Here is a 25,669-nt window from a genome sequence, read left to right as displayed (position 1 = left end):
GCCTTAGTTCAGTTCAATGGCGAAGTAATCACGCGCATTGTTAAAGCAAATATTTCTGACCATTTCACCCAGCAACTGGATATCTGCCGGTGCTTCACCTGCAGCAACCCAACGGCCAATCATCTGGCACAGAATGCGACGGAAGTATTCATGGCGCGTGTATGACAGGAAGCTACGGCTATCGGTCAGCATGCCGACGAAACGGCTCAGCAGGCCGAGCTGGGCCAGCTGCGTCATCTGACGTTCCATCCCGTCTTTCTGATCGTTGAACCACCAGCCGGAACCGAACTGCATCTTGCCCGGCATACCTTCGCCCTGGAAGTTGCCGATCATGGTGCCCAGCACTTCGTTATCACGCGGGTTCAGGCAGTAGAGAATGGTTTTCGGCAGCAGGTTCTGTTCGTTCTGCTTGCTCAGCAGTTTGGACAGTTCTTCAGCCATCGGACGGTCATTGATGGAGTCGAAGCCAACATCCGCGCCCAACAGTTTGAACTGGCGCAGGTTGTTATTACGCAGCGCGCCGATGTGGTACTGCTGTACCCATTCGCGACGAGCATATTCCGCACCAAGGAACACCAGCACGGCGGTTTTAAACTGGGCAACTTCATGCTCACTCAGGGTTTCACCCGCCAGGCGACGCGCCAGAATGCTATCCAGTTCAGATTCGTTAGATTCGGCAAACAGCACCACGTCCAGCGCGTGGTCAGAAACTTTACAGCCGTGAGCCGCGAAGTGATCCAGACGTTTGGTCAGTGCAGCTTGCAGATCGCTGAAGCGGCGGATATCCGTGTCAGACACTTCACCAAGCTTCGCCATGTAGTCATTAAAGGTCGCCAGCTCAATGTTAAAGGCTTTATCCGGACGCCAGCTCGGCAGCACTTTCACATCAAAGCTTCCGTCTTTAGCTACGGCCGCATGATGCTCCAGAGAGTCGATCGGGTCATCGGTAGTGCCGACCATTTTCACATTCATCTGCTGCATGATGCCGCGCGCGGAGAATTTATCCTGCGCCAGCAGCTCGTTGCACTGGTTCCAGATTTCATCAGCAGTCGCAGGAGAAAGCAGCTTACCTGTAATACCAAACGGGCGACGTAATTCGAGGTGGGTCCAGTGGTACAGCGGGTTACCGATAGTGTGCGGAACCGTGGCGGCCCATGCGTCAAACTTCTCGCGATCGGACGCATCGCCGGTACACAAGCGCTCAGCGACGCCATTAGTACGCATCGCACGCCATTTGTAGTGATCACCCTTCAGCCAGATGTCATACAGGTTATTAAAACGGTAGTTTTCAGCGATTTGTTGCGGTGGTAAATGGCAGTGGTAATCGAAGATCGGCTGGTCTTTGGCGTAATCATGGTACAGACGGCGGGCAAATTCGGTGTCCAGCAGGAAATCTTCAGTCATAAACGGGGTCATTATCGTCTTCCTCTCAACGAGTGCGTCAGATTGCTTATGTTTTGATGTTGACAAAGTTATCACACCAATTTCCATACACTGAAGATATTTTCGTGAGTTAGATCAACAAATGGTGACAAAAAAATTACTCTCAAAGAGGTAAATCACGCGTCAAGCCGCGCCAGCGCTGGCTTTGCTGAATCGAAATAATGACCACACGAAGATTCACACTTTTGTGATGGCACTCACCTTTTAAAGCTGTATGACAAGTTATCTTTTGGCCGTCGCGATACATAAGCCGACGGAATGCAAATTACCGATGTATCACCATCGGATTGACCGGTACGGAAACCGAATTAGCACAATTATTGACATGGCAAAGTTCGGGGAGTACCGGCTTTTTTTTCGGTCCCCCCTCGTAAAAGAACATCCTCCGCCCTGAACTGGAAGATGACCGCTCGTTCGCGGACATAACAAAACGATGAGGTTTTACATGCGTAAAATTAAAGGGTTACGTTGGTACATGATTGCACTGGTGACGCTTGGCACCGTGCTGGGTTACCTGACACGTAACACTGTGGCGGCAGCTGCGCCAACTCTGATGGAAGAGTTACACATCTCCACTCAACAGTATTCCTATATCATCGCAGCGTATTCTGCTGCTTACACCGTAATGCAACCCGTTGCCGGCTACGTGCTCGATGTGCTCGGCACAAAAGTTGGTTACGCGATGTTCGCCGTTCTGTGGGCCGTCTTCTGTGGCGCGACCGCACTGGCTGGCAGTTGGGGTGGACTGGCGCTGGCGCGTGGCGCGGTAGGTGCCGCTGAAGCCGCAATGATCCCTGCGGGTTTGAAAGCCAGTTCTGAGTGGTTCCCGGCAAAAGAACGTTCAATTGCCGTTGGGTACTTTAACGTCGGCTCTTCTATCGGTGCGATGATTGCTCCGCCGCTGGTCGTCTGGGCAATCGTCATGCACAGCTGGCAGATGGCATTCATTATTTCCGGTGCGCTGAGCTTCATCTGGGCGATGTGCTGGCTTGTGTTCTACAAACACCCGCGCGACCAGAAAAAGCTGTCTGATGAAGAACGTGATTACATTCTGAATGGTCAGGAATCACAGCATAAAAACGCGACCTCGAAAAAAATGTCGCTCGGTCAGATCCTGCGTAACCGCCAGTTCTGGGGCATCGCGCTGCCGCGTTTCCTGGCAGAGCCGGCCTGGGGTACCTTCAACGCCTGGATCCCGCTGTTCATGTTTAAAGTCTACGGCTTTAACCTGAAAGAGATTGCGATGTTTGCCTGGATGCCGATGCTGTTTGCTGACCTGGGCTGTATCGTTGGGGGCTACTTACCGCCGCTGTTCCAGCGCTGGTTCGGCGTTAACCTGATCGTTTCACGTAAAATGGTCGTCACCATGGGCGCATTGCTGATGATTGGCCCAGGGATGATTGGTCTGTTCACCAGCCCGTACATTGCTATCGCCCTGCTGTGCGTCGGAGGCTTTGCTCACCAGGCGCTGTCCGGTGCGCTGATTACGCTTTCTTCTGACGTATTTGGTCGTAATGAAGTGGCAACGGCAAACGGTCTGACCGGTATGTCCGCCTGGCTTGCCAGTACGCTGTTTGCACTGGTTGTTGGCGCACTGGCTGACACTATCGGCTTTAGCCCGCTGTTCGCCGTACTGGCGGTATTCGACCTGCTCGGCGCACTCGTTATCTGGACGGTCTTGCAAAACAAATCGGCCAGCGAGGTCGACTCGGGATCACAGACTGGCGATCCCGCTCCGCAAAATTAACCCGCTGCTTTTCATCAAGGGTATATAATGCAAAGCCGCCAGTTATCTGGCGGCTTTTTTATCGCCGCGAGTGGAGCAGTAATCGCAAAAGTGGTATAACAAATATAGTCTGCCGTATCATGCCTGGAGCGCATATGGAAATCACCGAACCACGACGTTTGTACCAACAACTTGCAGCTGATCTGAAAGAACGCATTGAGCAAGGCGTCTATCTGGTGGGTGACAAACTCCCTGCCGAGCGCTTTATCGCCGATGAAAAAAATGTCAGCCGTACCGTGGTTCGTGAAGCAATTATCATGCTCGAGGTAGAGGGTTACGTTGAGGTGCGCAAAGGATCGGGGATCCACGTCATTTCCAACCAACCCAGACATTATGTTGCGCCAGATGAAAACCTGGAATTTGCCAGCTACGGTCCTTTCGAGCTGCTCCAAGCGCGTCAGCTCATTGAGAGTAACATTGCCGAGTTTGCCGCCACCCAGGTGACCAAACAGGACATCATGAAGCTGATGGAGATTCAGGAGAAATCACGAAACGAAAAAAGCTTTCGTGACTCCGAGTGGGATCTCCAGTTCCATGTACAGGTCGCCCTGGCAACGCAGAACTCGGCTCTGGCCGCGATTGTTGAAAAAATGTGGACTCAGCGCATTCATAACCCCTACTGGAAGAAACTGCACGACCACATCGACCTGCGCACGGTTGATAACTGGTGTGATGACCATGACCAGATCCTTCGGGCGCTGATTCGCAAAGATCCTCATGCCGCCAAACTGGCGATGTGGCAGCATCTTGAGAACACGAAGCAGATGCTGTTTAACGAAACCAGCGATGATTTTGAGTTCAATGCGGACCGTTATCTATTTACCGAAAATCCGGTCGTTCACCTCGATACAGCAGCTAACAGCGCAAAATAAACAATCTTATCAATGCAGGCGCGACCACGCGCCTGTTTCTGACACTTGGTAAGCATTAGGTATAAAATGTCAGCCTGTGTAAATCCTCTCGCCACCCTCCATTGCGATAAGCAAAATCACAGTTCAACAACCGTAATTTCTATAACGGACTACGTTGACCTTTGTTACAATTAGATGCTGTTTGAATTTTTGTGTTTAAGAGCTTGCTAACTTCACAACTTTACAGGGAATAGTTCAGGCCGTGAATTTGTATCAAACCGCGAATCATGTAAAAAATATTAATAAAATCGTGGTGTTACAAAAACCAGAAAACCGGCATGACGACAACCGATTCTCCAGGAATATTGAATGGAACTACTGACTCAATTACTAAATGCTTTATGGGCTCAGGATTTTGAAACGCTGGCCAATCCTTCCATGATTGGCATGCTCTATTTTGTACTCTTTACCATTTTGTTTCTGGAAAACGGACTGCTGCCAGCAGCCTTTTTACCTGGCGACAGTTTGCTGGTACTGGTCGGCGTACTTATTGCCAAAGGCGCAATGGGTTTTCCGCAAACGGTGCTACTACTCACCACCGCAGCCAGCCTCGGTTGCTGGCTCAGCTATATACAAGGTCGATGGTTGGGCAATACCCGCACAGTGCAAAACTGGTTATCTCATCTTCCTGCACATTACCATCAGCGTGCGCATCATCTGTTCCATAAGCATGGCTTGTCTGCGCTGCTGGTCGGTCGCTTTATCGCGTTTGTCAGAACATTACTGCCGACCATCGCAGGATTGTCCGGCCTGAACAATGCGCGCTTTCAGTTCTTTAACTGGATGAGCGGACTGCTTTGGGTCCTTATTCTCACATCGCTGGGCTATCTGCTGGGCAAAACACCGGTGTTTCTCAAATATGAAGATCAGCTGATGTCTTGCCTGATGCTGCTTCCTGTGGTGTTACTGGTGTTTGGTCTGGCAGGTTCACTGGTTGTTCTTTGGAAAAAGAAATACGGGAACCGAGGGTAAATTATGCTGAAATCATGCATAACGCTCCGACGACTTGCCTGGTCCACCACTTTTATGTTGTTCATCGGCGCGTTGCTCCTGACCTGGTCGGTCATTCGCCAGCAGGAGTCAACGCTTGCCATTCGTGCCGTAAACCAGGGAGTCAGCATGCCTGATGGCTTCTCTATCTGGCATCACCTGGATGCCAACGGCATTCGTTTTAAAAGCATCACTCCGCAAAATGACGCCCTGCTGATTACCTTTGATTCCAGTGCACAGAGCGCAGCGGCGAAGGTCGTACTGGATCGAACGTTACCGCACGGTTTCGTTATCGCTCAGCAGGATGATAATAATCAGGCGGTTCAGTGGTTATCCCGCTTACGTGAGACCCCACACCGTTTTGGTTAATTTCCAGGAATCTGAATTAGATCACTCACTTTGGTGATTTCACCGTTTAGCGCCTATGATTAATAAACTGGGTTTATGACCCAACGCTTTATTATTCTGGAGCATCGACCCTAAACGACGAGGTCGAATCACAATGGAAGGTTCAAGAATGAAATACCGCATCGCTTTGGCAATTAGCCTTTTCGCTCTCAGTGCCGGCAGCTACGCCACCACCCTCTGTCAGGAAAAAGAACAAGACATTCAGCGGGAGATTAGCTATGCCGAAAAACACAACAATCAGAGCCGTATCAATGGGCTGAACAAAGCGCTGAGCGAAGTCAGAGCAAACTGTACAGACAGCAAACTGCGCGCCAACCATCAGAAAAAAATCGCCGAGCAGAAAAATGAGATTGCCGAGCGTCAACGTGACTTAGCCGAAGCTAAGCAAAAAGGCGATGCGGAAAAAATCGCAAAGCGCGAACACAAGCTTGCTGAAGCTCAGCAAGAGCTAAAAGAACTCGAGACCCGCGATTACTAAGTACGGTAACTAGCCACTCAACTGGAGAAAACTATGTCGAAAGATAATGCTACGGAAAACCTGCGCGCTGAGCTGAAATCTCTTGCGGATACGCTTGAAGAAGTACTTAGCTCCTCTGGCGATAAGTCGAAGGAAGAGATGAGTAAAATTCGCAGCAAAGCCGAACATGCGCTGCGCGAGAGCCGCCATCGTCTGAGTGAAACCAGCGATGTAATTGCCAAACAGACCCGTGAGGCCGCGGCTAAAGCCGATAACTACGTGCGCGAAAACCCATGGACAGGCGTCGGCATTGGCGCTGCAGTCGGTGTGGTGCTTGGTGTACTGCTGTCGCGCCGTTAACAATGGCTGATTCTCAACACGCACAAGGTCCAGGCAAAGGCGTACTGGGTATTGGACAGCGGATCCTGACGATTCTCGTTGAGATCGTAGAAACACGGCTGCGGCTGGCCGTCGTTGAGCTGGAAGAGGAAAAAGCCAATCTCATCCAGATCCTGCTGATGCTTGGGCTGACTATGCTGTTCGCGGCGTTTGGCCTGATGAGCCTGATGGTGCTTATCATCTGGGCCATTGACCCTCAATACCGCCTGAACGCCATGATTGCCACCACCGTTGTGCTGTTGCTGTTAGCGCTGATTGGCGGGATATGGACGCTGCGTAAAGCACGTAAAACAACGCTGCTACGCCATACACGCCAGGAACTCGCTAATGACAGGCAAGCCCTGGAGGATGATGCATTATGAGCAGCAAAGTCGAACGTCAAAAGCGTAAGGCGCAACTGCTTGGACAGATCCAGCAGCAACGGCTGGATCTGTCTACGACTCGCCGAGACTGGCTGGAAGCAACCGAGGTCTACGATCGTGGCTGGAAGACGCTACTGAACCTGCGTGGCTGGGTGTTGGTCGGGAGCAGTATTATGGCGGTTCGCACCATCCGCAACCCGAATCTGCTGGTACGCTGGGCTAAGCGCGGCTTTAGCGTCTGGAGTATCTGGCGTCTGGTGAAATCGACCATCAGACAGCAGCAACTGCGCGGCTAATCCTTTCCTTGCCCCCAACCTCAAAATTTTTGAAAAATACTGACAGTTTTCCTTGCTAACAATTCTCATTAAGCACGTTTATGATTCTCTCCATCGACAGCAACGACGCGCTCTGCAGCGTCGATGCACAAAAAAACACAATAAGCCGCCTGAGTGGTTTCCTGGAGAGTATGATGAAGAAATTAGAAGATGTTGGTGTACTGGTAGCGCGCATTCTGATGCCAATCCTGTTTATTACCGCAGGTTGGGGAAAAATCACCGGATATGCGGGTACCCAACAGTACATGGAAGCCATGGGCGTCCCAGGATTTATGCTGCCGCTGGTGATTCTGCTTGAGTTTGGCGGCGGTCTGGCAATTCTGTTCGGTTTCCTGACTCGTACAACCGCGCTGTTCACCGCAGGCTTCACATTGCTGACGGCGTTCCTCTTCCACAGCAACTTTGCGGAAGGTGTGAACTCTCTGATGTTCATGAAAAACCTGACCATCGCAGGCGGTTTCCTGCTGCTGGCTATCACCGGTCCAGGCGCATTTAGTATTGACCGCGTGCTGAATAAAAAGTGGTAAGCAAACTATACTGAACACATCAAAAAGCGAGGAGATATCTCCTCGCTTTTGCTATCTGAGGAGGAGAAAATCATGGGACAACTGATTGACGGCGTCTGGCATGACACCTGGTACGATACCAAATCAACCGGTGGAAAATTTCAACGTTCTGCATCGGCTTTCCGTAACTGGCTCACCGCGGATGGCGCGCCTGGCCCGACCGGTGAAGGTGGCTTTGCTGCCGAAAAAGACCGCTATCATCTGTACGTTTCTCTGGCCTGTCCGTGGGCGCATCGCACGCTGATTTTGCGCAAACTCAAAGGGCTGGAACCGTTTATTTCCGTTTCTGTTGTGCATCCGCTGATGCTGGAAAACGGCTGGACCTTTGACGATAACTTCCCGGCGGCAACTGGCGATACCCTGTATCAACACGAATTTCTTTATCAGCTCTATTTACACGCCGATCCGCACTACAGCGGTCGGGTCACCGTCCCGGTGCTGTGGGATAAAAAGAACCACACTATTGTCAGCAACGAATCTGCAGAAATCATCCGCATGTTTAACACCGCGTTTGATGCGCTGGGCGCGAAAGCCGGAGATTACTATCCCCCTGCCCTGCAAAGTAAAATCGACGAGCTGAACGGCTGGATTTATGACAACGTTAATAACGGCGTGTATAAAGCCGGATTTGCCACCAGTCAGGAAGCCTACGACGACGCCGTGGATAACGTCTTTCAATCTCTGGCACGACTGGAGCAGCTCCTTGGGCAACATCGCTACCTGACCGGCGACCAGTTAACCGAGGCCGACATTCGCCTGTGGACCACGCTGGTACGCTTTGATCCCGTGTATGTCACCCACTTCAAGTGCGACAAACACCGGATTAGCGACTATCTGAACCTGTACGGTTTCCTGCGTGATATCTACCAGATGCCGGGTATTGCGGAAACCGTCAATTTCGATCACATCCGCAATCACTACTTCCGTAGCCACAAAACCATTAACCCGACCGGCATTATTTCTGTTGGGCCGTGGCAGGACCTCAACGAACCTCATGGGCGTGACGAGCGTTTCGCCTGATTTACACAGGCCCCCATTTGGGGGCTAAATAATTAATACCGTAAATATTTACCATCATTTCATTCACAGCTATTCTTAATTTGATTACTTTAAAAACAAGTAATTGAATGCAGAACGAGGCAAAAATGGATTGGTATTTAAACGTATTAAAGAATTACTTTGGTTTTGGTGGCCGCGCACGTCGTAAAGAATACTGGATGTTTGTGCTGGTCAACATCATCTTCACATTCGTGCTGGGTATTCTGGACAGAATGTTTGGCTGGGAGCGCGCTGGTGGAGAAGGCATATTAACGACGATTTACGGGGTTCTGGTCTTTATTCCGTGGTGGGCGGTACAGTTCCGGCGTTTACATGACACCGATCGTTCAGCCTGGTGGCTACTGGTGCTGCTGATCCCGATCGTAGGCTGGCTGGTGATCATCATTTTCAACTGTCAAAACGGGACTCAGGGGAGCAACCGCTTCGGGCCCGATCCCAAACAGTTATCCTGACGTAGCATATGTAGATGCCTGATGGCGCTGCGCTTATCAGGCCTACAACATACTCCGTCTTCCAAGCCGGATAAGGTGCTTCGCACCGCATCCGGCGTAACAGTCAGGCTATTTACCCGCAAACAGCTTGGGGATTTCCCGCAGACACCAGGATTTCGCCTCGCCCATGCTGTCACGACGCCAGGCCATAATAATATCTATCTCGCTTGTCGATTCCGGACTAACGACCCGCAGCCGACCAGCCGCAATATCCTCTTCCACCAGTGGATACGGCATCGTCGCCACGCCAAGTCCTGCCAACAGCGCCTGACGTTTATCTTCTATCGTACTCACCGTCAGACGCGGCTGCTTATCCAGCAGTTGAACCGTCAGCACCGGACGTTCACGGGCGGTATCCGCCACCGCGATCCCACGGTATTTAACGCGGGTGACTTCCGATAACGGTTCCGGCTCCTGATGAATGGGATGATCCGGGGCCGCTACATAGACGTTCATCAGCGAGTACAGCTTGCGCGAGTTGATTTCTGAGGATGAGCGAAAATGCATATCCGGCGCAATCACGATATCCGCCCGCCCCTGCTCAAGACGCTCCCACGCCCCGGCCAGAACTTCGGTAATAACGGAAAGCTGGGTATTGGCCTTCCCGGCAAGCCTGTCGATCAGCGGGAAAAACGCCGCCGTCGGCACCAGCGCTTCGGTAACGATAGTCAGATGCGTTTCCCAACCGCGAGCCAATGCTTCGGCATCGGTAGTCAGTTTATCCGCAGCTTCCAGCAGTACGCGCCCGCGCTCCAGCAACATACGCCCAACGTTAGTAAATTTTGTGCGGTGGCCTGAACGGTCAAACAGCACCACGTCCAGCTCTTCCTCCAGCTTCTGCATGGTATAGCTAAGTGCGGAAGGAACGCGTCCCAGTTCGTCTGCCGCAGCAGCAAAACTACCGCGTCTGTCTATTGCGTCCATGACGCGTAACGCTTCAAGCGTTAAAGCCCTTTCTTTGGCCATCTCGTTCTCATTCAGGAAATTTGAACATACCGGGCAGAATATCTGGCTAACAATGCAGCGTCTAGCCATTTAACATAAAAGGAAGTAAAGAGAGGTCAAGAACTATGATTACTACCCGTACAGCCAAACAATGCGGGCAAGCAGACTACGGCTGGCTGCAGGCCCGTTATACCTTCTCCTTTGGACACTATTTTGATCCTAAACTGCTGGGTTATGCCTCGCTGCGTGTTCTGAACCAGGAAGTTCTGGCACCGGGGGCCTCTTTCCAGCCACGGACCTATCCGAAGGTGGATATCGTCAATCTGATCCTCGAAGGGGAAGCGGAGTACCGAGACAGCGAAGGCAACCATATCAAGGCCAAAGCAGGTGAAGTTTTGCTGCTCGCGACACAGCCCGGGATTAGCTATAGCGAACACAATATCAGCAAAGACAAACCGTTAACCCGGATGCAGCTCTGGCTGGACGCCTGCCCGCAGCGTGAAAACGCCTGTGTACAGAAAGCCACGCTGAGCACCGGTAAGCATCAGTTGCTGGCCTCGCCGGACGGTGAACAAGGCAGCCTGCATCTGCGCCAACAGGTATGGTTGCACCACGTTGAGCTACAGCAAGGTGAATCGTTGAGTTTTCAGTTACATGGGCCACGTGCTTATTTACAGTCGATTCACGGCAGATTCCATGCGGTGACGTCTGGCGCCGAAAAAGAAGCGCTCACCTGTGGCGATGGGGCATTTATTCGTGACGAAACTAACATAACGTTAGTCGCCGATACCCCGCTGCGCGCTTTGCTGATAGATTTGCCCGTATAGTCAGGGAAAACAATGGAGTACGACTATTGAGCAAGAAATCATCAAAAAAACGCCAGCCTCAGGTTGAGCCGAAAAAACAAGAAACAGTTACCTTCGGCTATGAAGAAATGCTGACAGAGCTGGAAGCGATTGTGGCCGATGCCGAACTACGGCTGGAAGACGAAGAAGCCGCCTGAACAGGCGGCTTAGACTTATGCCGGGTGGCGCCAACGGCTTACCCGGCCTACAGATTAATGTGCCTTACTGGCCATGATCTCAATAATCTGCTTGTCGGTTTCCTGCATCGAACGACACGCCAGCGCACACAGGTTAGCGATAGATTGTTCCACGTTATGCGCCACAATCCCTTCGTTGCCGGTTACAGCAGTATCATCCAGCGCCATCAGTACCGCTTTCCACGCCGCGGAAGCACTGGTTGAGACTTTCATCGCGCAGCTGTTTGAAGCGCCATCGCATATCATTCCGCTCACGTCGCCAATCATGCTACTGATCGCCATCGCGATGGTGTTGTAGCGACCATCTACGATCCATGCCATCCCCGCTGCTGCCCCCATCGCCGCCGTAGTTGCCGCACACAGTGCAGACAAACGCGGAAGCTGATGATGGATGTAGATAGCGCTCAGATGAGACAACATTAGCGCACGTGCCAGTTTCTCCTCATCCGCGCCAAAGTGCTCGGCCACCACCATCACCGGAACAGTCGCGGTAATGCCCTGATTACCAGAGCCGGAGTTGCTCATGGCCGGCAGCGTCGCCCCGCCCATTCGCGCATCCGATGCCGCACTGGTGCGGATCAGAATAGAGGTGGAGAGATCGTTCGCCAGCAGGCCACGCGCACACTGCTTCTCAAGCGTGGTTCCGATGTGCAAACCCCAGTTACCGCGCAGCCCTTCCTGAGACAGCGCACCGTTCAGTTTTGCCGCATCGAGAATGAAGCGGATTGACTCAAACGGTACCGCATTCACGAACGCCAGAATCTCTTCCAGCGAGGTGTGAGACAGTACCGCCAGCGGCGACTCCTGTTCCTCTTCCTGAGCATTCTGTTCTGTGGTGAACACTACGCCCTTATTGGTCTCGATGTGCACAATGTTGGTATGACCGCCCACAATCGTCACGCACGCCCATCCTTCAGCGCTGTAAACCTTCGCGCGGGAAAAGAGGATGTCCTCGCAAGGCTCCTGCAGCATCACCGCAACCTTGCCAGCGCTCAGCATCGCCTTCGCATCGGCGATCGCTTGTGGCGACGCATCTTTCAGTACCTCTAAACCGGCACGGGCATTTCCCCCCAGCGCACCCAGCGCCGCCGCGACAGGTAACCCGACCATTCCGGTACCCGGCACGGTAACACCCATGCCGTTTTTCATCAGGTTCGGTGAGACCCACGCGTCAATGCGTTCAACCGCGCCGTCCAGCTCAGAGGATGCAACCGCCGCCGCCAGAGCCAGAGAGATAGGTTCTGTACAGCCCAACGCAGGCTTAACTTCTTCCTGCACCGCGCGGATAAAACTATCCCATAATGGATTCAATGTAGTCTCAAACATAACAACAACCTTTGCTCAAATATCTCAGGAAAATGCCAGGAACGGAGAAACGCACAACAGCAGGCCCGTGAAAATAATCAGATACAGGGAAGCGCCTTTGTATTTGTGCAGTGCAGGAACTTTGTAGACCAGCCAGGCCGGGATCAGACAACCCACCATGCCGAAGATAGGGCTACAAATAGAGGTGAAGCTCAGCACCGGCGCGTTGAGCACAATTGCGCTCCAGGCCAGCAGGATGGCAAAAATCATAATGCCGCGCTGAACAAAGGTTTCGTTGATTTTCTCAGCCGGCATATAGCGGCGCAGAATGTTCATCACGATCCCTTGAGTCGCTTCACGGAAACCTAAGTAGACACCGAAGAAAGCGGTCATAACGGCGAAAATGTTCAGAATAACGCTGACGATTTTCACCCAGCCAGCACCCGCACCATTGATAAATTGCGCGGCAATCGCCAGAGCGGAAATGTTCTGCTCATAAGCTTTAACCGCTTCGTCGTGGCCCATCGCCAACGTGAAGGAAACGGCGTAGAAAAAGACGGTAACAAACAGAATACCGAACGCGATGTTCATGGCACGCAGGGCTTTATGGCGCGCCACTTCGATGGATTTGTTGCGTGAACGGTATGAGATAACCATCGGGCTTAAGGTCTGAATAAACAGAATCGAGGTCAGCGTAAACGGCAGAGTGATGATCGCATTTTTGATCAGCAGCGCCATCGGCGGCAGTGAACCCGCGTTATGCAGATGCCACATCCCTACCATCGACACGCCAAGCGCTGCCACAACCAGCAGCTTGGTCATTACCATGCCGGTGGAGATTTTAAACAGCATTTGTTCCCCGCGTGACGAGATAGCCACCAGGATGCAAATCAGTACCAGGCCATAGAACGGGCTGTCGGACAGTAAACCTTCCGTCACACCAAACGTGTGCAGATAGGAGGCGCTGTCATTGGTGATGGCGGTGGAATAAACGAACATCCAGATAACCAGCATCACAAAATACAACGCACCTAACAGGATGCCCCAGTTCTTACCCAGATAGCCGCTGATCACGCTCGGGTAGTCTTTACACTCTGGGGACTCAGCCAGCGTGTTGATAAACAGACGCTGGAACAAATACATGGCTGGGTAGCCGATGATAGAGGAGAGCAAGAACACCCACAGCCCCATCAATCCAACCTGGACAGGAAGAAAAACAATCCCCGCGCCAATTGCCATACCGATACTCATAATGACCCAGCCGGTGTCCGTGCTGTCGAACTTAATGGCTTCACGCCATTCGCTTTCGGTCATTCCCGCCCGACGTGCCGGAGCAGATGCGTCGAGTATTACGCTACTATTCGTTGCCGTTTCCATAATTTCCCGCTCAATGTGTAGGTAGAGGTTTTTATATTTTTTTCGTACTGCATCAATGCAATACGCAGTACTTAGGTGCAGGTGAGCTATTGGAGTAATGAAGAAATCATACGCGCAGGATCAGAGAAAAACTTCACAAACAAACCCCTGTAATTTCTAAAAGTTAAGAAATATTTTCTCTTTTATATGCATATGTAGGATTTAAATTCTATTTTTGAAGCAGATCACAACAAAAAATGCACACCAAAGTGCTAATGCTGATCAGTTAACACCTCACCTTCTGCGTTTTTTGTTAAAACAGCAAAACAGATTTAACTGGAAGTCAGAGGGTTGAAGCGATGACCCCGGTCCGGCTGAAAATCGATGAGGCGTTGACGGCTGACCGGGACTGCCCGCAGGGATGCGGGCAGAGGGGACGGCCTGCATGGATGCAGGCTCGGCCCCGACCCGACAGGCAGACGGAATAAGACGAATAGCTCGCGCAGCGACGATTTTCCCGCCGGGAGCCTGGGATGCAAGGGAGGCGGCGGCGCTTACGCCTTATCCGGCCTACAAACGCACCCTTTCATCTCAGGTACAGACCACTTTAATCGCCAGACCACCGCGTGACGTTTCGCGGTATTTGTCGTTCATATCTTTGCCCGTTTCATACATGGTCTCGATCACTTTATCGAGCGAAACGCGTGGCTCAGATGTGCGACGTAGCGCCATGCGTGCGGCGTTGACGGCTTTTACCGCGTTGATCGCATTACGTTCAATACACGGTATTTGCACCTGTCCAGCAACCGGATCGCAGGTCAGCCCCAGGTTATGCTCCATGGCGATTTCCGCCGCAATACAAACCTGCGACGGGCTACCGCCGAGCAACTCGGTCAGCCCGGCTGCCGCCATTGAACAGGCTACGCCAATTTCACCCTGGCAGCCGACTTCGGCACCAGAAATAGAGGCGTTCATCTTATACAGCGCCCCTATCGCCCCCGCGGCCAGCAAGTAACGGGCAATGGAGTTTGCATTCACCGGACGGCGGAACTTGTCGTAATAGGCCAATACGGCAGGGATAATTCCACATGCGCCGTTGGTCGGTGCCGTCACAACCCGGCATCCGGCGGCGTTTTCTTCGCTCACGGCCAGCGCGAACATGTTGATCCAGTCGATAACGTTCATCGGGTCGCTGGACAGATTATCGCTGGAAACCAGTAACCGACGTAATGCCACGGCGCGGCGCGGGACGTTCAATGGACCCGGCAGGACGCCTTCGGTGTTCATGCCGCGCTCAATGCCGGCGTGCATGACATCCCAGATGGCGGCAAAACCAGCATCGATTTCTTCTTTGCTACGCATCGCCAGCTCGTTCTGCATCATCAGGCCGGAAACAGACAGCCCGTTGCGCTCACACAGTTTCAGCAGTTCGCTGGCGGAATGAAAATTGTAGGGCACGTGTGCTTCAACATCATGCGCCTGACCAAATTGCTCCTCTTCAACGATAAAACCACCGCCGACGGAGTAATAGGTTTTGCTTAATAGCGTCTCGGTGCCGTTCCATGCGGTGATACGCATGCCATTTTCATGGCGCGGCAGCGTTTCGGCGTGGAAGAGGATATTTTTGTCTGGGGAGAAATCGACAATATGCGTGCCCTCTGCAACCGGTAAACGTCCGGTACGGGCCACTTCCTGAGTAAAACCAGCGATAGAATCTATATTAACGTTTTGCGGACTGTTACCGGCCAGTCCCATCATGATGGCGACATCCGTCGCATGACCTTTTCCGGTCAGGGAGAGCGATCCATAAAGATCGACCACAATATGCGTAGCCTTGGGAAGTTCCCCGCTGCTGACCAACAGATCGATAAAGCTTTTACCTGCGTTCATTGGCCCCACGGTATGGGAGCTGGAAGGTCCAATGCCAATCTTAAAAATATCGAATGCGCTAATCATATCCACACCCTCGGATTGCCGTTCAGTGAAGACCAGGTTTCACACTCATTAAGGATCGGGGCGATCCTGAGATCGCCCCGCAAGGGATTACAGCGTGTCGCCACGTACGGCGATGGCTTCAATCTCCAGCTTCACATCCTTTGGTAAGCGGGCGACCTGTACGCAGCTGCGCGTAGGGTAAATTGCCTTATGCTCATCAAAGAACTGCTGGTACACCTGATTAATGGTGGCGAAGTCGTTCAGGTCAGAAACGAAAACGGTCGTCTTCACGATATCGCTCACTTTCAAACCTGCGGACTCGACGATCGCTTTCACGTTTTCCAGGCTTTGACGCGCCTGATCGGCCACGTTTTCTGCCACTTCACCGGTCTGTGGACATACCGGGATTTGACCTGACGTCAACACCATGCTGCCCAGATCCACACCCTGTACGTAAGGCCCAATCGCCCCTGGCGCACATTCGGTTGCAATTACTTTTCTCATAGTCCCTCCGGCGTCAGAGCGCCTGGGTGAAAGTACGTGAAATAACATCCTGCTGCTGTTCGCGGGTCAGCGCGTTGAAGCGCACCGCATAACCAGACACGCGGATCGTCAGGTTCGGATAGTTTTCCGGGTGCTCAATGGCATCCATCAACATTTCACGGTTCATAACGTTAACGTTTAGATGCTGACCACCTTCCACATGTGCTTCATGGTGGAAGTAACCGTCCAGCAGACCGACCAGGTTGGTTTTACGCACCCCATCCTCTTTGCCCAGCGCTGCCGGAACAATGGAGAAGGTGTACGAGATACCGTCTTTGGCATAGGTGAACGGCAGTTTGGCAACCGAGGTTAACGACGCCACCGCACCTTTACGATCGCGGCCGTGCATCGGGTTCGCCCCTGGCGCAAACGGCGTACCTGCGCGACGTCCGTCCGGCGTGTTACCGGTTTTCTGTCCGTACACCACGTTGGAGGTAATGGTCAGAATGGACTGCGTCGGCACCGCGTTACGGTAGGTTGGCAACACCTTAATTTTCTTCATAAAGCGTTCGACCAGGTCGCAGGCAATGCTGTCTACGCGCTCGTCGTTGTTACCGTATTGCGGATAGTCGCCTTCGATTTCGAAATCAACTGCCAGACCATTTTCATCACGAATCGGTTTCACGCGAGCATATTTGATAGCCGACAGAGAATCCGCCGCCACGGACAGACCCGCCATACCACAGGCCATCGTGCGATAGACATCACGATCGTGCAGCGCCATCAGCGAAGCTTCGTAGCTGTACTTGTCGTGCATGTAGTGGATGATGTTCAGCGCGCTAATGTACTGCACGGCCAGCCAGTCCATAAAGTGGTCCAGGCTCTCCATCACCGTGTCGTAGTCCAACACGTCATCCATCAGCGGTGCCGTTTTCGGCCCGACCTGGATTTTCAGCTTCTCATCCACGCCGCCGTTGATTGCATACAGCAACGTTTTGGCGAGGTTGGCACGCGCCCCGAAGAACTGCATTTGCTTGCCGATAACCATCGGGCTGACGCAGCAGGCAATGGCATAGTCATCGCTGTCAAAGTCGGCACGCATCAGATCGTCGTTTTCATACTGCAAAGACGAGGTGATGATAGACACCTGGGCGGCGTACTTTTTGAAGGCTATCGGTAGCTGCTCAGACCACAGCACCGTCAGGTTCGGCTCAGGTGCCGGGCCCATGGTGTGCAGCGTATGCAGATAGCGGAACGAGTTTTTGGTCACCAGCGTGCGGCCATCCAGTCCCATACCGCCGATAACTTCGGTCGCCCAGATTGGGTCGCCTGAGAACAGGGTGTCGAATTCCGGCGTACGCAGGAAGCGCACCATACGGATCTTCATAATGAAGTGGTCGATCAGCTCCTGCGCCTGCTGCTCGTTTAAAATTCCCGCTTTGAAGTCGCGCTCAATGTAGATGTCGAGGAACGATGCGGTACGGCCCAGCGACATAGCGCCACCGTTCTGCGATTTCACCGCAGCCAGGTAAGCAAAATACACCCACTGCACCGCTTCCTGCGCATTACGCGCCGGACGGGAGATATCGCAGCCGTATTTCGCCGCCATTTCCTGCATTTGCAGCAGGGCGCGACGGTGTTCAGACAGCTCTTCGCGAAGACGAATCGTGGCTTCAAGATTCTGGCCCCACTCCAGGTTCGACTGGAGATCGGCAAACTGCAGTTCACGCTCACGCACCAGATAGCGGATACCGTACAGCGCGACGCGGCGATAATCACCGATGATACGACCACGACCGTAACCATCCGGCAGGCCGGTCAGCACGCCGGATTTACGGCAGCGCAGCATATCCGGAGAGTAGGCGTCGAATACGCCCTGGTTATGGGTTTTACGCAGTTCAGTAAACTGGTATTCAAAATCAGCATCCATCTCACGACCATAAGCATCAAAAGAGCTTTTGATCATATTGATGCCGCCAAACGGATGCAGAGCACGCTTGAGCGGCTTATCCGTTTGTAGACCGACGATTTTTTCCAGTTCTTGTTCAATATAACCGGCGTCATGCGCGGTTATCGTGGTCGCAATATTGGTATCGAAATCAACCGGCGCGTGCGTCGAGTTTTCAATACGGATGCCCGCCATAACTTTTTCCCACAATGCAGTGGTCGCAGGCGTTGCTTCGGCGAGGAAAGATTCATCCCCTTCATAAGGCGTATAGTTGTGCTGAATAAAATCACGGACATTAATTTCTTCTTTCCAGTCCGTACCTTTAAAGCCATTCCAGGCTTCGGCATACAGCATATCGCTGGTATCGATATTTACCTTCATGAAAAATAATCTCTCTGCTGAAATTTAATTATGCAAATTCTACTGGTGTATTAATTTTGCCTAAGGCAATGGCATCACGCGCAATCATTTTCTCTTCATTTGTGGGAATAACCGCACAAATAACACGAGCATCTTTATTAGAGATAATTCTTTCGCCATGGGAATTTGGCAGGCTATTCATTTCGCTGTCGATATTCACCCCTAAAACGGCGAGATGTTCAATAACCAGACGACGAATTAATACCGAGTTCTCACCAATTCCGCCGGTGAAAATAATCCCATCAAGACGATGCAGCGATGCGGCATGTCCGGCGATATGGCGTGCAATACGATGCACAAACGTTTTAATCGCCAGCTGCGCACGCTCATGTCCTTCGTGCCAGGCTTTTTCTAACGTACGTAAGTCAGAGGACAGACCGGAAATACCCAGTAAACCGGACTCTTTATTCACTACGCGCTCAAGGTCGTTCAGCGTCTGGTTGGTTTCGCTGGCAATCCACGCCATCGCGCCGAAATCGACGTCGCCGCTGCGTGTGCCCATCATCAGCCCTTCCAGCGGCGTCATGCCCATTGAGGTATCAACGCTCTGTCCATTACGTACCGCACAGATTGACGCGCCGTTCCCAAGGTGCGCCACAACCAGACCGGAGTCATCACTCTGCAGGTCAAGAAGCTCATGCGCCCGTTGAGAAACATAGCGGTGCGACGTGCCGTGGAAGCCATAACGACGAACGCCCAACTCCTCAAAATATTTCCACGGTAAACCGTACAGATAGGCTTCAGGAGCCATCGTCTGGTGGAAGCTGGTATCAAATACCGCCACCTGCTGCACGCCTGGGAAAAGGTACTGAGCAGATTCGATCCCACTCAGGTTCGCATAATTATGTAACGGAGCTAGCGGCGATACCCGACGAATATTATCGATAACTTCGTCAGTAATAATTGCTGATTCGGTAAAGATATTTCCGCCGTGGGCAATGCGGTGGCCAATTAAGGCCACACTGTCCATTAAATTACGTTTCTCTAGTTCAACGGCAATTGCTTTTAATGCGTCTTCGTAGCTGTGGTGAGCCAGCTTAGCTGGCTCTCCCCCATTAATTGCTATGAACGCATTTTCAGAGTTAATACCGTCTGCGATCCCCGCCATTAAAACTTCACAGTTTGCTGCATCCAACACTGAGAATTTAATGGAAGACGAACCACAGTTAATAACCAGTACTACCGGAAACTCATTCATTTCACTACTCCGCTCATCCTGAGCTTAAGGATTAAAACAGTTTGTAGACGATGTTCAGGATGGTCAGCAGACCAATCACGGTAACAAACACGTTATCCAGACGGCCACGGTATTTCGCCAGTGATGGCGCTTTACGGATGGCATACATCGGCAGCAGGCAGAGCAGAGAGGCAATAATCGGCGCGCCCATTGCTTCAATCAGGTCCAGGATGTTCGGGTTGGCGTAAGCCACAACCCAGGTGGATCCCATGATGAAGATCATGCTGATGGTATTAAGTTTGCCGGCAGAAACTTTCGTTTTATCGCCTTTGTAACCAAACTTCAGCACCAGACCGTTCAGACCTTCCAGCGTCCCCAGATAGTGGCCGAAGAAAGATTTGAAGATAGCAACCAGGGCGATGATTGAAGCACCGTACTCCAGAACAGTTGCGAAGGTGGACTTCGTACCGGACAGTGAAGCGAAGTGGTTTGCCAGGTAAGACAGCACAGGAATGTTTTGCGCTTTCGCATCCGCCATGTTTGCCGGAGAGAGCGTGAACAGGCAGCTAAAGGCGAAGAACATTACTACCGCAACCATCAGCATACTGGCGCGGGAGATGATTTTAGAACATTTCTGCTCGGTGAATTCGCGACCGTAATCTTTCTCATACTCTTCGCGTTTAGAGACGACGAAGGAAGAAACGATTGGCGAGAAGTTGAAAGAGAACACCATGATGGAAATACCCAGCCATACGGTAACCAGGATGCCGTCATGGCCAGTCAGGGCGATATTGCTGAGATCAACCTGATCGATAACCGCAGAGTTCCAGTAAGGGATCAGGGACAGAGAAATAAGCACCAGGCTGGCAATGAACGGCCATACCAGGTAGCTCATCACTTTAACCATCAGATCTTTACCAAACCAGATGACGAATGCCATCAACAGCAGCAGGAACAGTGCCACGAAGCCACGGTTTAACGCTGGCATCTGCAGCTGGTTTTCCCAGAAGGTCATAAAGGTGTTGGTAATGGTGACGCCATAAATCCACAGCAGCGGACAAATCGCAAAGAAGTAGAGGAACGTGATAACCACGCCGCCCGTTTTACCAAAGTGCTCTTCAACCGTTTCTGTGATGTTACCGGAAGGGTTAGAACCGGAAAGACACAGGCGTGCCAGCGCACGGTGGCAATAGAAAGCGATGGGGTATGCTAACACCAGCATGATCAGAATGGGGATCAGTCCGCCAAAACCTGCGCGGATAGGGAAGAACAGCACCCCAGCGCCGATGGCTGTACCAAATAAACCCAGTGTCCAGGTGGTGTCCGATTTGCGCCAGGACGACTGTTTTGTCTGGCTGGATACAATGCTATCAGTAGTACTCATATCCTATCCTCAACGAAGTATATTAAGCGTCAACTAAACCAGTAATTTGAGATACACGAGAAAGGTCGATATTACCGCCAGAAATAATGCTGACTGTTTTTCTGTTCTGGATATAGCTATCTAATTTCCCGCTTAATAATGCTGCGCATGCCAGCGCGCCGGCACCTTCAGTCACAACTTTATTTCGCTGAATTAATGCCACCATGCTGTTGCGAATTTCATCTTCGCTGACCAGGACAATGTCATCTACCAACTCACGAACGATTTCATACGTTAAAGTACCCGGGCGGGAGACGTCACAACCATCCGCCAGGGTGCCGGTCGTTCGGTGCGTGGTTATTTCTCCAGCGTGGAAAGAAGCCGCCATGCCGTGAACGTTTTCAGACTGTACGCCAATAATTTTAATGGTCGGGTTAATAGATTTAATTGCCACCGCAATACCAGCAATCAGTCCACCACCGCCAATTGGCACAATCACGTTATCGACATCGTACAAGTCTTCCAGAATTTCCAGACCAATAGTGCCCTGACCAGCAATAACTTTCGGGTCATCATAGGGTGGAATAAAGATACGGCCTTCAGTTTCCACAATCTCGCTAACCTTAGCGATGGTGTCGTTGAAGTTGTCGCCGTGCAGCACAACTTCTGCGGAATAATCGCAGGTTGCCGCTACTTTAGACTTCGGTGCGCCTTTCGGCATCACCACTTTGCCGTCGATTCCGAGCATAGCGCAGGAGAGAGAAACACCTTGCGCATGGTTACCTGCAGAGCAAGCCACCACGCCCTTACATCTTTCAGCTTCGGTTAATGAACTGAGCTTGTTAAAAGCACCACGGATTTTAAATGAACCGGTACGCTGCATGTTTTCAAACTTGAGGAAAATTTCCCCTTTGCAACGTTCACTAAAATAGTTAGAGCGAGGCATTCCCGTTTTATAAATTTTCCCCGCAAGTCTTTTTTTCGCTTCGAGGATATCTTCAATTGCAACTGGGAGATCGTATGTAATGTGCATTAGAACCTCTTACCTGGGTATTAAAGTAAATAGATAGCCGTAACCATTGTCAGATATAGACAAATGGCGTTTATTTCGTGTTAAAACAAATTCAATCTTTAATCAATTTCAATTAATTGCCTTCGTCTCCGACAATTATATGATGAATACTCTTTGGCTAATTCCACCAAAATAGATGCTGCTTTTTTAATTCGATAATTTTTCGACCACACGGCGGCATAACGCGCGACGGGTAAGGTTTCTTCTACCGGGATAGTAATAAACTGGTTTGAGCCAAACGGTGTGGTCATATCGCAGGGAATTACTGTTAAGAAATCAGCATTGAGAACAAGATTATAAATCGTAACGACAGAGTCTGTTTTAACGATGTTTTCACTGCTGATGCCATTATTCTGTAACGTGGTAAGAAGTTCGCTGTAGTACCCCATATTCGTTTGTGGCAACACCCACTGTTCGTTTTTCAACGCGCTCAGCGAGGTGATGCCGGTGCATGTTCGGGACTTGCTGGCAACCAGGATAAAGTCTGACTCAAAGAGCGGTTCAACATGCAGATCGTGCAGTTTCATCTCATCACTCAGCGTACCGATGGCGAAATCCAGACGTCCGTCACGGATTGCCGGTAAGAAGGAGGAGAGCTGAGCTTCATACATAGAAACCTGCGCCTTCGGGAACACTTCTTTGAATTTTTTAATCATGCCGGACATGATGGTGAAGGCAATCAGTGAAGGAAAGCCAAACGACACATCAACGACTGCGTTGCTCGTCATGCTGTTCATCTCATCAACCATGTTTTTCATTTCACGGGTAATAGATTCAGACCATGAGAGCATCACCTGCCCTGCCTGAGTCAATGTCACACCAGTATTTTTACGTACAACTAACTCAATACCGAAATAAGCCTCTACATCATTAATGATTTTGCTGACAGCCGGTTGAGTTAAACCTAATTCTTTTGCAGCTGAGCCGATAGAACCGCTTCTAATGACTTCCTGAAAGACCACTAAGTGCTGTGTTTTAGGGAGTGTAATAGTATTCATATCGACCTGCGTTAATTACTTTGTTGACGGCAGGAAGTGTACCAAATTAAGCGAACAAGGATATGTGCTACCCCTCACAAATCCCCTTGACTTACATTTTGTAAGACTATCATTAAAATTTAAATCACTTAATAATCATATAGATATGAATTATCGATCTCACTTTATCCTGACTTTAGTCAAAAAAAGATGGGGGGATAACGATTTTTTATGGCTATAACACCCCCATTTTTTCCACTATTTTTTAAAACCATGAAAGGCTATATTTCAATCAATTACAGAACAATTATCAGGCAAGATGGCGCTTAAATTTAATAAACAACTTATCAAATTTAATTATATTTTAATGATTATGGCGATTAAATAACGTTATGCATCACATTTTTTCGCCACATTTGTTTGTAAAGAAACATTGCATTTATTAAAATTCAATCTAAAAAATACAAACAATTATCATATGCAACATTATATTAACACTGATTTTGTGCGATTTATTAGCAAGTAATTTTGTGATGGCGATCGATTGCGTTCGATTGTTCTCGATAAAAACGTATCGCGCAGCGTTTTGTGTTGGTTGTCACAAAATTAGAAATATCCACCGACACATTCCCCTCAGATAAAAGAAATTTGGTGCATAAATAATAGGGATATAAAAATTAGATAGGAAGGAAATAAGCGCCTGCATCCTCGAAAACCAATCTCAATGCTCGCTGTAAAACCTCTGCCGGATGGCGGTGTAAACACCTTATCCGGCCTACAAAACCAGTCTCTCCCCCAGTAGGCCTGATAAGCGCAGCGCCATCAGGCATGGCAACCGCCCAGAAAGCAAAAACCCCGCCGAAGCGGGGTTTTATTAAAGAGTGAAGCTGACCGATAAGCCGGGTTCTGTCGTGGACAGTCATTCATCTAGGCCAGCAATCGCTCACTGGCTCAAGCAGCCTACCCGGGTTCAGTACGGGCCGTACCTTGTGAACCCCTATTTGGCCTTGCTCCGGGTGGAGTTTACCGTGCCACGGACTGTTACCAGCCGCGCGGTGCGCTCTTACCGCACCCTTTCACCCTTACCTGATCCCACTTGCGTGGGCCATCGGCGGTTTGCTCTCTGTTGCACTGGTCGTGGGTTTCCCCCCCAGGCGTTACCTGGCACCCTGCCCTATGGAGCCCGGACTTTCCTCCCCTCCGCCCGTCTCCCCCGAAGAGGACGACGACGAAGCGGCGACTGTCTGGTCAGCTTCGGCGCGCAGTATAGAGGGTTTGCGGGGCAATGTCACCCCGCACTGCGCATTCCTATCGCTAACGTGGCAGCGATGTTTCTTGAGGCGCGATAAATATTATCAAATGCCCCACGGAAGGCCTCTTCCAGCGTGCTGATGCTGGTCAATACGCTAAATACCGCATCGATACCATATTGATGCACTACCTCCACATCGCGCGTCAGGCTGCCGCCAATACCAATAACCGGCTTGTGGTACTTCTTCGCGACATTCGCCACGCCTACCGGCACTTTGCCGTGAATGCTCTGGCTGTCGATCCGCCCTTCGCCGGTCACCACCAGCGTACAGTCGTGAATATGCTCTTCCAGATTGAGCGCCTGGGTCACAATCTCGATACCGCTGCGCAGCTCGGCGCCTAAAAAAGCCATTAATGCCGCGCCCATTCCACCTGCCGCACCGGAGCCTGGCACATCTTTCACATCAACCCGCAGAGACTTTTTAATAATGTCGGCATAATGAGACAGATTACGGTCCAGTTCGAGAATGCGTTCTTCCGTCGCCCCTTTCTGCGGGCCAAAAATGCGCGAAGCGCCAGAATCGCCGATGAGTGGATTAGTCACATCACAGGCCACGCGAATGGAACAGGTTTTTAAGCGCGGATCCAGACCCGAGATATCGATGGAGTTCAGACTCATCAGGCTTCCACCACCATAGCCAATTTCTGTCCCGTTGGCGTCGCAAAGTTTTGCCCCCAGCGCCTGCACCATACCCGCGCCACCGTCGTTGGTGGCACTGCCGCCGATGCCAATAATGATGCTCTGCGCACCGCTATCCAGCGCCTGCAAAATCAGCTCTCCGGTACCGCGTGACGTAGTGACTAAAGGGTTGCGCTTTTCAGGAGGCACCAACGCCAGACCGCTGGCTGCCGCCATTTCGATAAACGCAGTTTTACCATCTCCAGACATGCCCCAGCAGGCATTCACTTTTTCGCCCAGCGGCCCCGTTACTTGCGCTGAATGTTCACTCCCTTGCGTCGCGGCAATCATGGCTTCAACCGTTCCTTCGCCGCCATCGGCAACCGGAACAGAAACATATTGCGCATCGGGGAAAATTTCCCGAAATCCTTTTTCTATTGCCTGAGCTACCTCGGTGGCAGAAAGGCTTTCTTTATAAGAGTCTGGGGCAATTACGATTTTCATAGTTA

Annotated in this window: 25 protein-coding genes and 1 other RNA gene; 13 read left to right on the top strand and 13 right to left on the bottom strand. The window is 51.2% G+C overall.

What is annotated here, in order from left to right:
- Positions 1-3: 3 nt before the first annotated feature.
- Positions 4-1,416 (bottom strand): glucuronate isomerase, encoded by a 1,413-nt coding sequence (gene uxaC, locus C2U43_RS03575; protein WP_003024811.1) that lies wholly within the window; start codon positions 1,414-1,416, stop codon positions 4-6.
- Between the two features lie 472 nt (positions 1,417-1,888).
- Here uxaC and C2U43_RS03570 point away from each other — a divergent pair, with 472 nt between their 5' ends.
- From C2U43_RS03570 to C2U43_RS03520, 11 genes are all read left to right on the top strand, one after another.
- Positions 1,889-3,190 carry an MFS transporter gene (locus tag C2U43_RS03570; protein ID WP_003828557.1) on the top strand — a complete coding sequence of 434 codons (1,302 nt, stop codon included), beginning with the start codon at positions 1,889-1,891 and terminating at the stop codon, positions 3,188-3,190.
- Between the two features lie 134 nt (positions 3,191-3,324).
- Positions 3,325-4,101, top strand: a complete 777-nt coding sequence (gene exuR, locus C2U43_RS03565) for a transcriptional regulator ExuR (protein ID WP_003828559.1) — start codon at positions 3,325-3,327, stop codon at positions 4,099-4,101.
- A 348-nt stretch (positions 4,102-4,449) separates the two neighbouring features.
- The gene (gene yqjA / locus C2U43_RS03560; RefSeq protein WP_003828561.1) at positions 4,450-5,112 is read left to right on the top strand and encodes a DedA family general envelope maintenance protein YqjA; all 663 of its coding nucleotides are present in this window, start codon (positions 4,450-4,452) and stop codon (positions 5,110-5,112) included.
- Positions 5,113-5,130: 18 nt separating this feature from the next.
- Positions 5,131-5,499, top strand: a complete 369-nt coding sequence (gene mzrA, locus C2U43_RS03555; protein ID WP_172111181.1) for an EnvZ/OmpR regulon moderator MzrA — start codon at positions 5,131-5,133, stop codon at positions 5,497-5,499.
- A gap of 148 nt (positions 5,500-5,647) precedes the next feature.
- Positions 5,648-6,016: a DUF1090 domain-containing protein gene (locus C2U43_RS03550; protein WP_103284684.1), complete on the top strand. Its 369-nt coding sequence runs from the start codon at positions 5,648-5,650 to the stop codon at positions 6,014-6,016.
- A 33-nt stretch (positions 6,017-6,049) separates the two neighbouring features.
- Positions 6,050-6,355 carry a DUF883 family protein gene (locus C2U43_RS03545; protein WP_003024832.1) on the top strand — a complete coding sequence of 102 codons (306 nt, stop codon included), beginning with the start codon at positions 6,050-6,052 and terminating at the stop codon, positions 6,353-6,355.
- 2 nt (positions 6,356-6,357) lie between these two features.
- Positions 6,358-6,756: a phage holin family protein gene (locus C2U43_RS03540; protein ID WP_103284683.1), complete on the top strand. Its 399-nt coding sequence runs from the start codon at positions 6,358-6,360 to the stop codon at positions 6,754-6,756.
- Positions 6,753-7,052, top strand: a complete 300-nt coding sequence (locus tag C2U43_RS03535) for a YqjK-like family protein (RefSeq protein ID WP_103284682.1) — start codon at positions 6,753-6,755, stop codon at positions 7,050-7,052. The genes C2U43_RS03540 and C2U43_RS03535 overlap by 4 nt, the downstream gene beginning before the upstream one ends.
- 173 nt (positions 7,053-7,225) lie before the next feature.
- Entirely contained in the window at positions 7,226-7,618 is a 393-nt protein-coding gene (locus C2U43_RS03530; protein ID WP_003024847.1) for a DoxX family protein, read from the top strand.
- A 72-nt stretch (positions 7,619-7,690) separates the two neighbouring features.
- Positions 7,691-8,677 carry a glutathionyl-hydroquinone reductase YqjG gene (yqjG, locus tag C2U43_RS03525; protein ID WP_103284681.1) on the top strand — a complete coding sequence of 329 codons (987 nt, stop codon included), beginning with the start codon at positions 7,691-7,693 and terminating at the stop codon, positions 8,675-8,677.
- Positions 8,678-8,802: 125 nt separating this feature from the next.
- On the top strand, positions 8,803-9,168 hold the full coding sequence (locus tag C2U43_RS03520; RefSeq protein WP_008785879.1) for a DUF805 domain-containing protein: 366 nt from the start codon (positions 8,803-8,805) through the stop codon (positions 9,166-9,168).
- A gap of 108 nt (positions 9,169-9,276) precedes the next feature.
- Here C2U43_RS03520 and yhaJ read toward each other — a convergent pair whose 3' ends face one another.
- A complete protein-coding gene (gene yhaJ / locus C2U43_RS03515) occupies positions 9,277-10,173 on the bottom strand; it encodes a DNA-binding transcriptional regulator YhaJ (protein WP_003024855.1) in 897 nt (298 codons plus the stop codon).
- A gap of 104 nt (positions 10,174-10,277) precedes the next feature.
- Here yhaJ and C2U43_RS03510 point away from each other — a divergent pair, with 104 nt between their 5' ends.
- Together C2U43_RS03510 and C2U43_RS03505 are read left to right on the top strand one after the other, a co-directional pair.
- A complete protein-coding gene (locus C2U43_RS03510; protein WP_103284680.1) occupies positions 10,278-10,979 on the top strand; it encodes a pirin family protein in 702 nt (233 codons plus the stop codon).
- Between the two features lie 26 nt (positions 10,980-11,005).
- Positions 11,006-11,155, top strand: coding sequence for a hypothetical protein (locus C2U43_RS03505; protein ID WP_003828578.1), 150 nt, complete (start codon positions 11,006-11,008; stop codon positions 11,153-11,155).
- Positions 11,156-11,209: 54 nt separating this feature from the next.
- Here the strand turns inward: C2U43_RS03505 and C2U43_RS03500 are convergent, their stop codons facing one another.
- The 11 genes from C2U43_RS03500 to garK all read right to left on the bottom strand — a co-directional run bounded on the left by C2U43_RS03500 (position 11,210) and on the right by garK (position 25,664).
- Positions 11,210-12,520: an L-cysteine desulfidase family protein gene (locus C2U43_RS03500; RefSeq protein ID WP_008785880.1), complete on the bottom strand. Its 1,311-nt coding sequence runs from the start codon at positions 12,518-12,520 to the stop codon at positions 11,210-11,212.
- A gap of 24 nt (positions 12,521-12,544) precedes the next feature.
- Entirely contained in the window at positions 12,545-13,876 is a 1,332-nt protein-coding gene (locus tag C2U43_RS03495) for an amino acid permease (RefSeq protein WP_020996346.1), read from the bottom strand.
- Positions 13,877-14,446: 570 nt separating this feature from the next.
- Positions 14,447-15,811 carry an L-serine ammonia-lyase gene (gene tdcG, locus C2U43_RS03485; RefSeq protein ID WP_008785882.1) on the bottom strand — a complete coding sequence of 455 codons (1,365 nt, stop codon included), beginning with the start codon at positions 15,809-15,811 and terminating at the stop codon, positions 14,447-14,449.
- Between the two features lie 87 nt (positions 15,812-15,898).
- Entirely contained in the window at positions 15,899-16,294 is a 396-nt protein-coding gene (locus C2U43_RS03480) for an enamine/imine deaminase (RefSeq protein WP_003828585.1), read from the bottom strand.
- Between the two features lie 13 nt (positions 16,295-16,307).
- On the bottom strand, positions 16,308-18,602 hold the full coding sequence (pflB, locus tag C2U43_RS03475) for a formate C-acetyltransferase (RefSeq protein ID WP_043017750.1): 2,295 nt from the start codon (positions 18,600-18,602) through the stop codon (positions 16,308-16,310).
- Between the two features lie 28 nt (positions 18,603-18,630).
- Complete coding sequence (gene tdcD, locus C2U43_RS03470; protein WP_103284679.1) at positions 18,631-19,839, bottom strand: propionate kinase; 1,209 nt, start codon at positions 19,837-19,839, stop codon at positions 18,631-18,633.
- A gap of 31 nt (positions 19,840-19,870) precedes the next feature.
- A complete protein-coding gene (gene tdcC, locus C2U43_RS03465; RefSeq protein ID WP_057067551.1) occupies positions 19,871-21,202 on the bottom strand; it encodes a threonine/serine transporter TdcC in 1,332 nt (443 codons plus the stop codon).
- A 22-nt stretch (positions 21,203-21,224) separates the two neighbouring features.
- Entirely contained in the window at positions 21,225-22,214 is a 990-nt protein-coding gene (gene tdcB / locus C2U43_RS03460) for a bifunctional threonine ammonia-lyase/L-serine ammonia-lyase TdcB (protein ID WP_003828594.1), read from the bottom strand.
- Positions 22,215-22,312: 98 nt separating this feature from the next.
- Positions 22,313-23,251 carry a transcriptional regulator TdcA gene (gene tdcA / locus C2U43_RS03455; protein WP_003828596.1) on the bottom strand — a complete coding sequence of 313 codons (939 nt, stop codon included), beginning with the start codon at positions 23,249-23,251 and terminating at the stop codon, positions 22,313-22,315.
- An 858-nt stretch (positions 23,252-24,109) separates the two neighbouring features.
- Positions 24,110-24,486, bottom strand: an RNA gene (gene rnpB, locus C2U43_RS03450) — RNase P RNA component class A.
- Positions 24,487-24,518: 32 nt separating this feature from the next.
- Positions 24,519-25,664 (bottom strand): glycerate 2-kinase, encoded by a 1,146-nt coding sequence (garK, locus tag C2U43_RS03445; RefSeq protein WP_032934186.1) that lies wholly within the window; start codon positions 25,662-25,664, stop codon positions 24,519-24,521.
- Positions 25,665-25,669 lie beyond the last annotated feature (5 nt).

It is taken from the genome of Citrobacter freundii complex sp. CFNIH9, assembly GCF_002903305.1.
GTDB classification, from domain to species: Bacteria; Pseudomonadota; Gammaproteobacteria; order Enterobacterales; family Enterobacteriaceae; genus Citrobacter; species Citrobacter portucalensis.
The sequence above is the reverse complement of the archived record's forward strand: the minus strand, read 5'-3'. Positions and strand labels throughout refer to the sequence as shown.

Coding starts and splice junctions, on each gene's coding strand:
- uxaC (WP_003024811.1), bottom strand. CDS start 1,416: ATGACCCCGTTTATGACTGAAGATTTCCTGCTGGACACCGAATTTGCC.
- C2U43_RS03570 (WP_003828557.1), top strand. CDS start 1,889: ATGCGTAAAATTAAAGGGTTACGTTGGTACATGATTGCACTGGTGACG.
- exuR (WP_003828559.1), top strand. CDS start 3,325: ATGGAAATCACCGAACCACGACGTTTGTACCAACAACTTGCAGCTGAT.
- yqjA (WP_003828561.1), top strand. CDS start 4,450: ATGGAACTACTGACTCAATTACTAAATGCTTTATGGGCTCAGGATTTT.
- C2U43_RS03550 (WP_103284684.1), top strand. CDS start 5,648: ATGAAATACCGCATCGCTTTGGCAATTAGCCTTTTCGCTCTCAGTGCC.
- C2U43_RS03545 (WP_003024832.1), top strand. CDS start 6,050: ATGTCGAAAGATAATGCTACGGAAAACCTGCGCGCTGAGCTGAAATCT.
- C2U43_RS03540 (WP_103284683.1), top strand. CDS start 6,358: ATGGCTGATTCTCAACACGCACAAGGTCCAGGCAAAGGCGTACTGGGT.
- C2U43_RS03535 (WP_103284682.1), top strand. CDS start 6,753: ATGAGCAGCAAAGTCGAACGTCAAAAGCGTAAGGCGCAACTGCTTGGA.
- C2U43_RS03530 (WP_003024847.1), top strand. CDS start 7,226: ATGAAGAAATTAGAAGATGTTGGTGTACTGGTAGCGCGCATTCTGATG.
- yqjG (WP_103284681.1), top strand. CDS start 7,691: ATGGGACAACTGATTGACGGCGTCTGGCATGACACCTGGTACGATACC.
- C2U43_RS03520 (WP_008785879.1), top strand. CDS start 8,803: ATGGATTGGTATTTAAACGTATTAAAGAATTACTTTGGTTTTGGTGGC.
- yhaJ (WP_003024855.1), bottom strand. CDS start 10,173: ATGGCCAAAGAAAGGGCTTTAACGCTTGAAGCGTTACGCGTCATGGAC.
- C2U43_RS03510 (WP_103284680.1), top strand. CDS start 10,278: ATGATTACTACCCGTACAGCCAAACAATGCGGGCAAGCAGACTACGGC.
- C2U43_RS03500 (WP_008785880.1), bottom strand. CDS start 12,520: ATGTTTGAGACTACATTGAATCCATTATGGGATAGTTTTATCCGCGCG.
- C2U43_RS03495 (WP_020996346.1), bottom strand. CDS start 13,876: ATGGAAACGGCAACGAATAGTAGCGTAATACTCGACGCATCTGCTCCG.
- tdcG (WP_008785882.1), bottom strand. CDS start 15,811: ATGATTAGCGCATTCGATATTTTTAAGATTGGCATTGGACCTTCCAGC.
- C2U43_RS03480 (WP_003828585.1), bottom strand. CDS start 16,294: ATGAGAAAAGTAATTGCAACCGAATGTGCGCCAGGGGCGATTGGGCCT.
- pflB (WP_043017750.1), bottom strand. CDS start 18,602: ATGAAGGTAAATATCGATACCAGCGATATGCTGTATGCCGAAGCCTGG.
- tdcD (WP_103284679.1), bottom strand. CDS start 19,839: ATGAATGAGTTTCCGGTAGTACTGGTTATTAACTGTGGTTCGTCTTCC.
- tdcC (WP_057067551.1), bottom strand. CDS start 21,202: ATGAGTACTACTGATAGCATTGTATCCAGCCAGACAAAACAGTCGTCC.
- tdcB (WP_003828594.1), bottom strand. CDS start 22,214: ATGCACATTACATACGATCTCCCAGTTGCAATTGAAGATATCCTCGAA.
- tdcA (WP_003828596.1), bottom strand. CDS start 23,251: ATGAATACTATTACACTCCCTAAAACACAGCACTTAGTGGTCTTTCAG.
- garK (WP_032934186.1), bottom strand. CDS start 25,664: ATGAAAATCGTAATTGCCCCAGACTCTTATAAAGAAAGCCTTTCTGCC.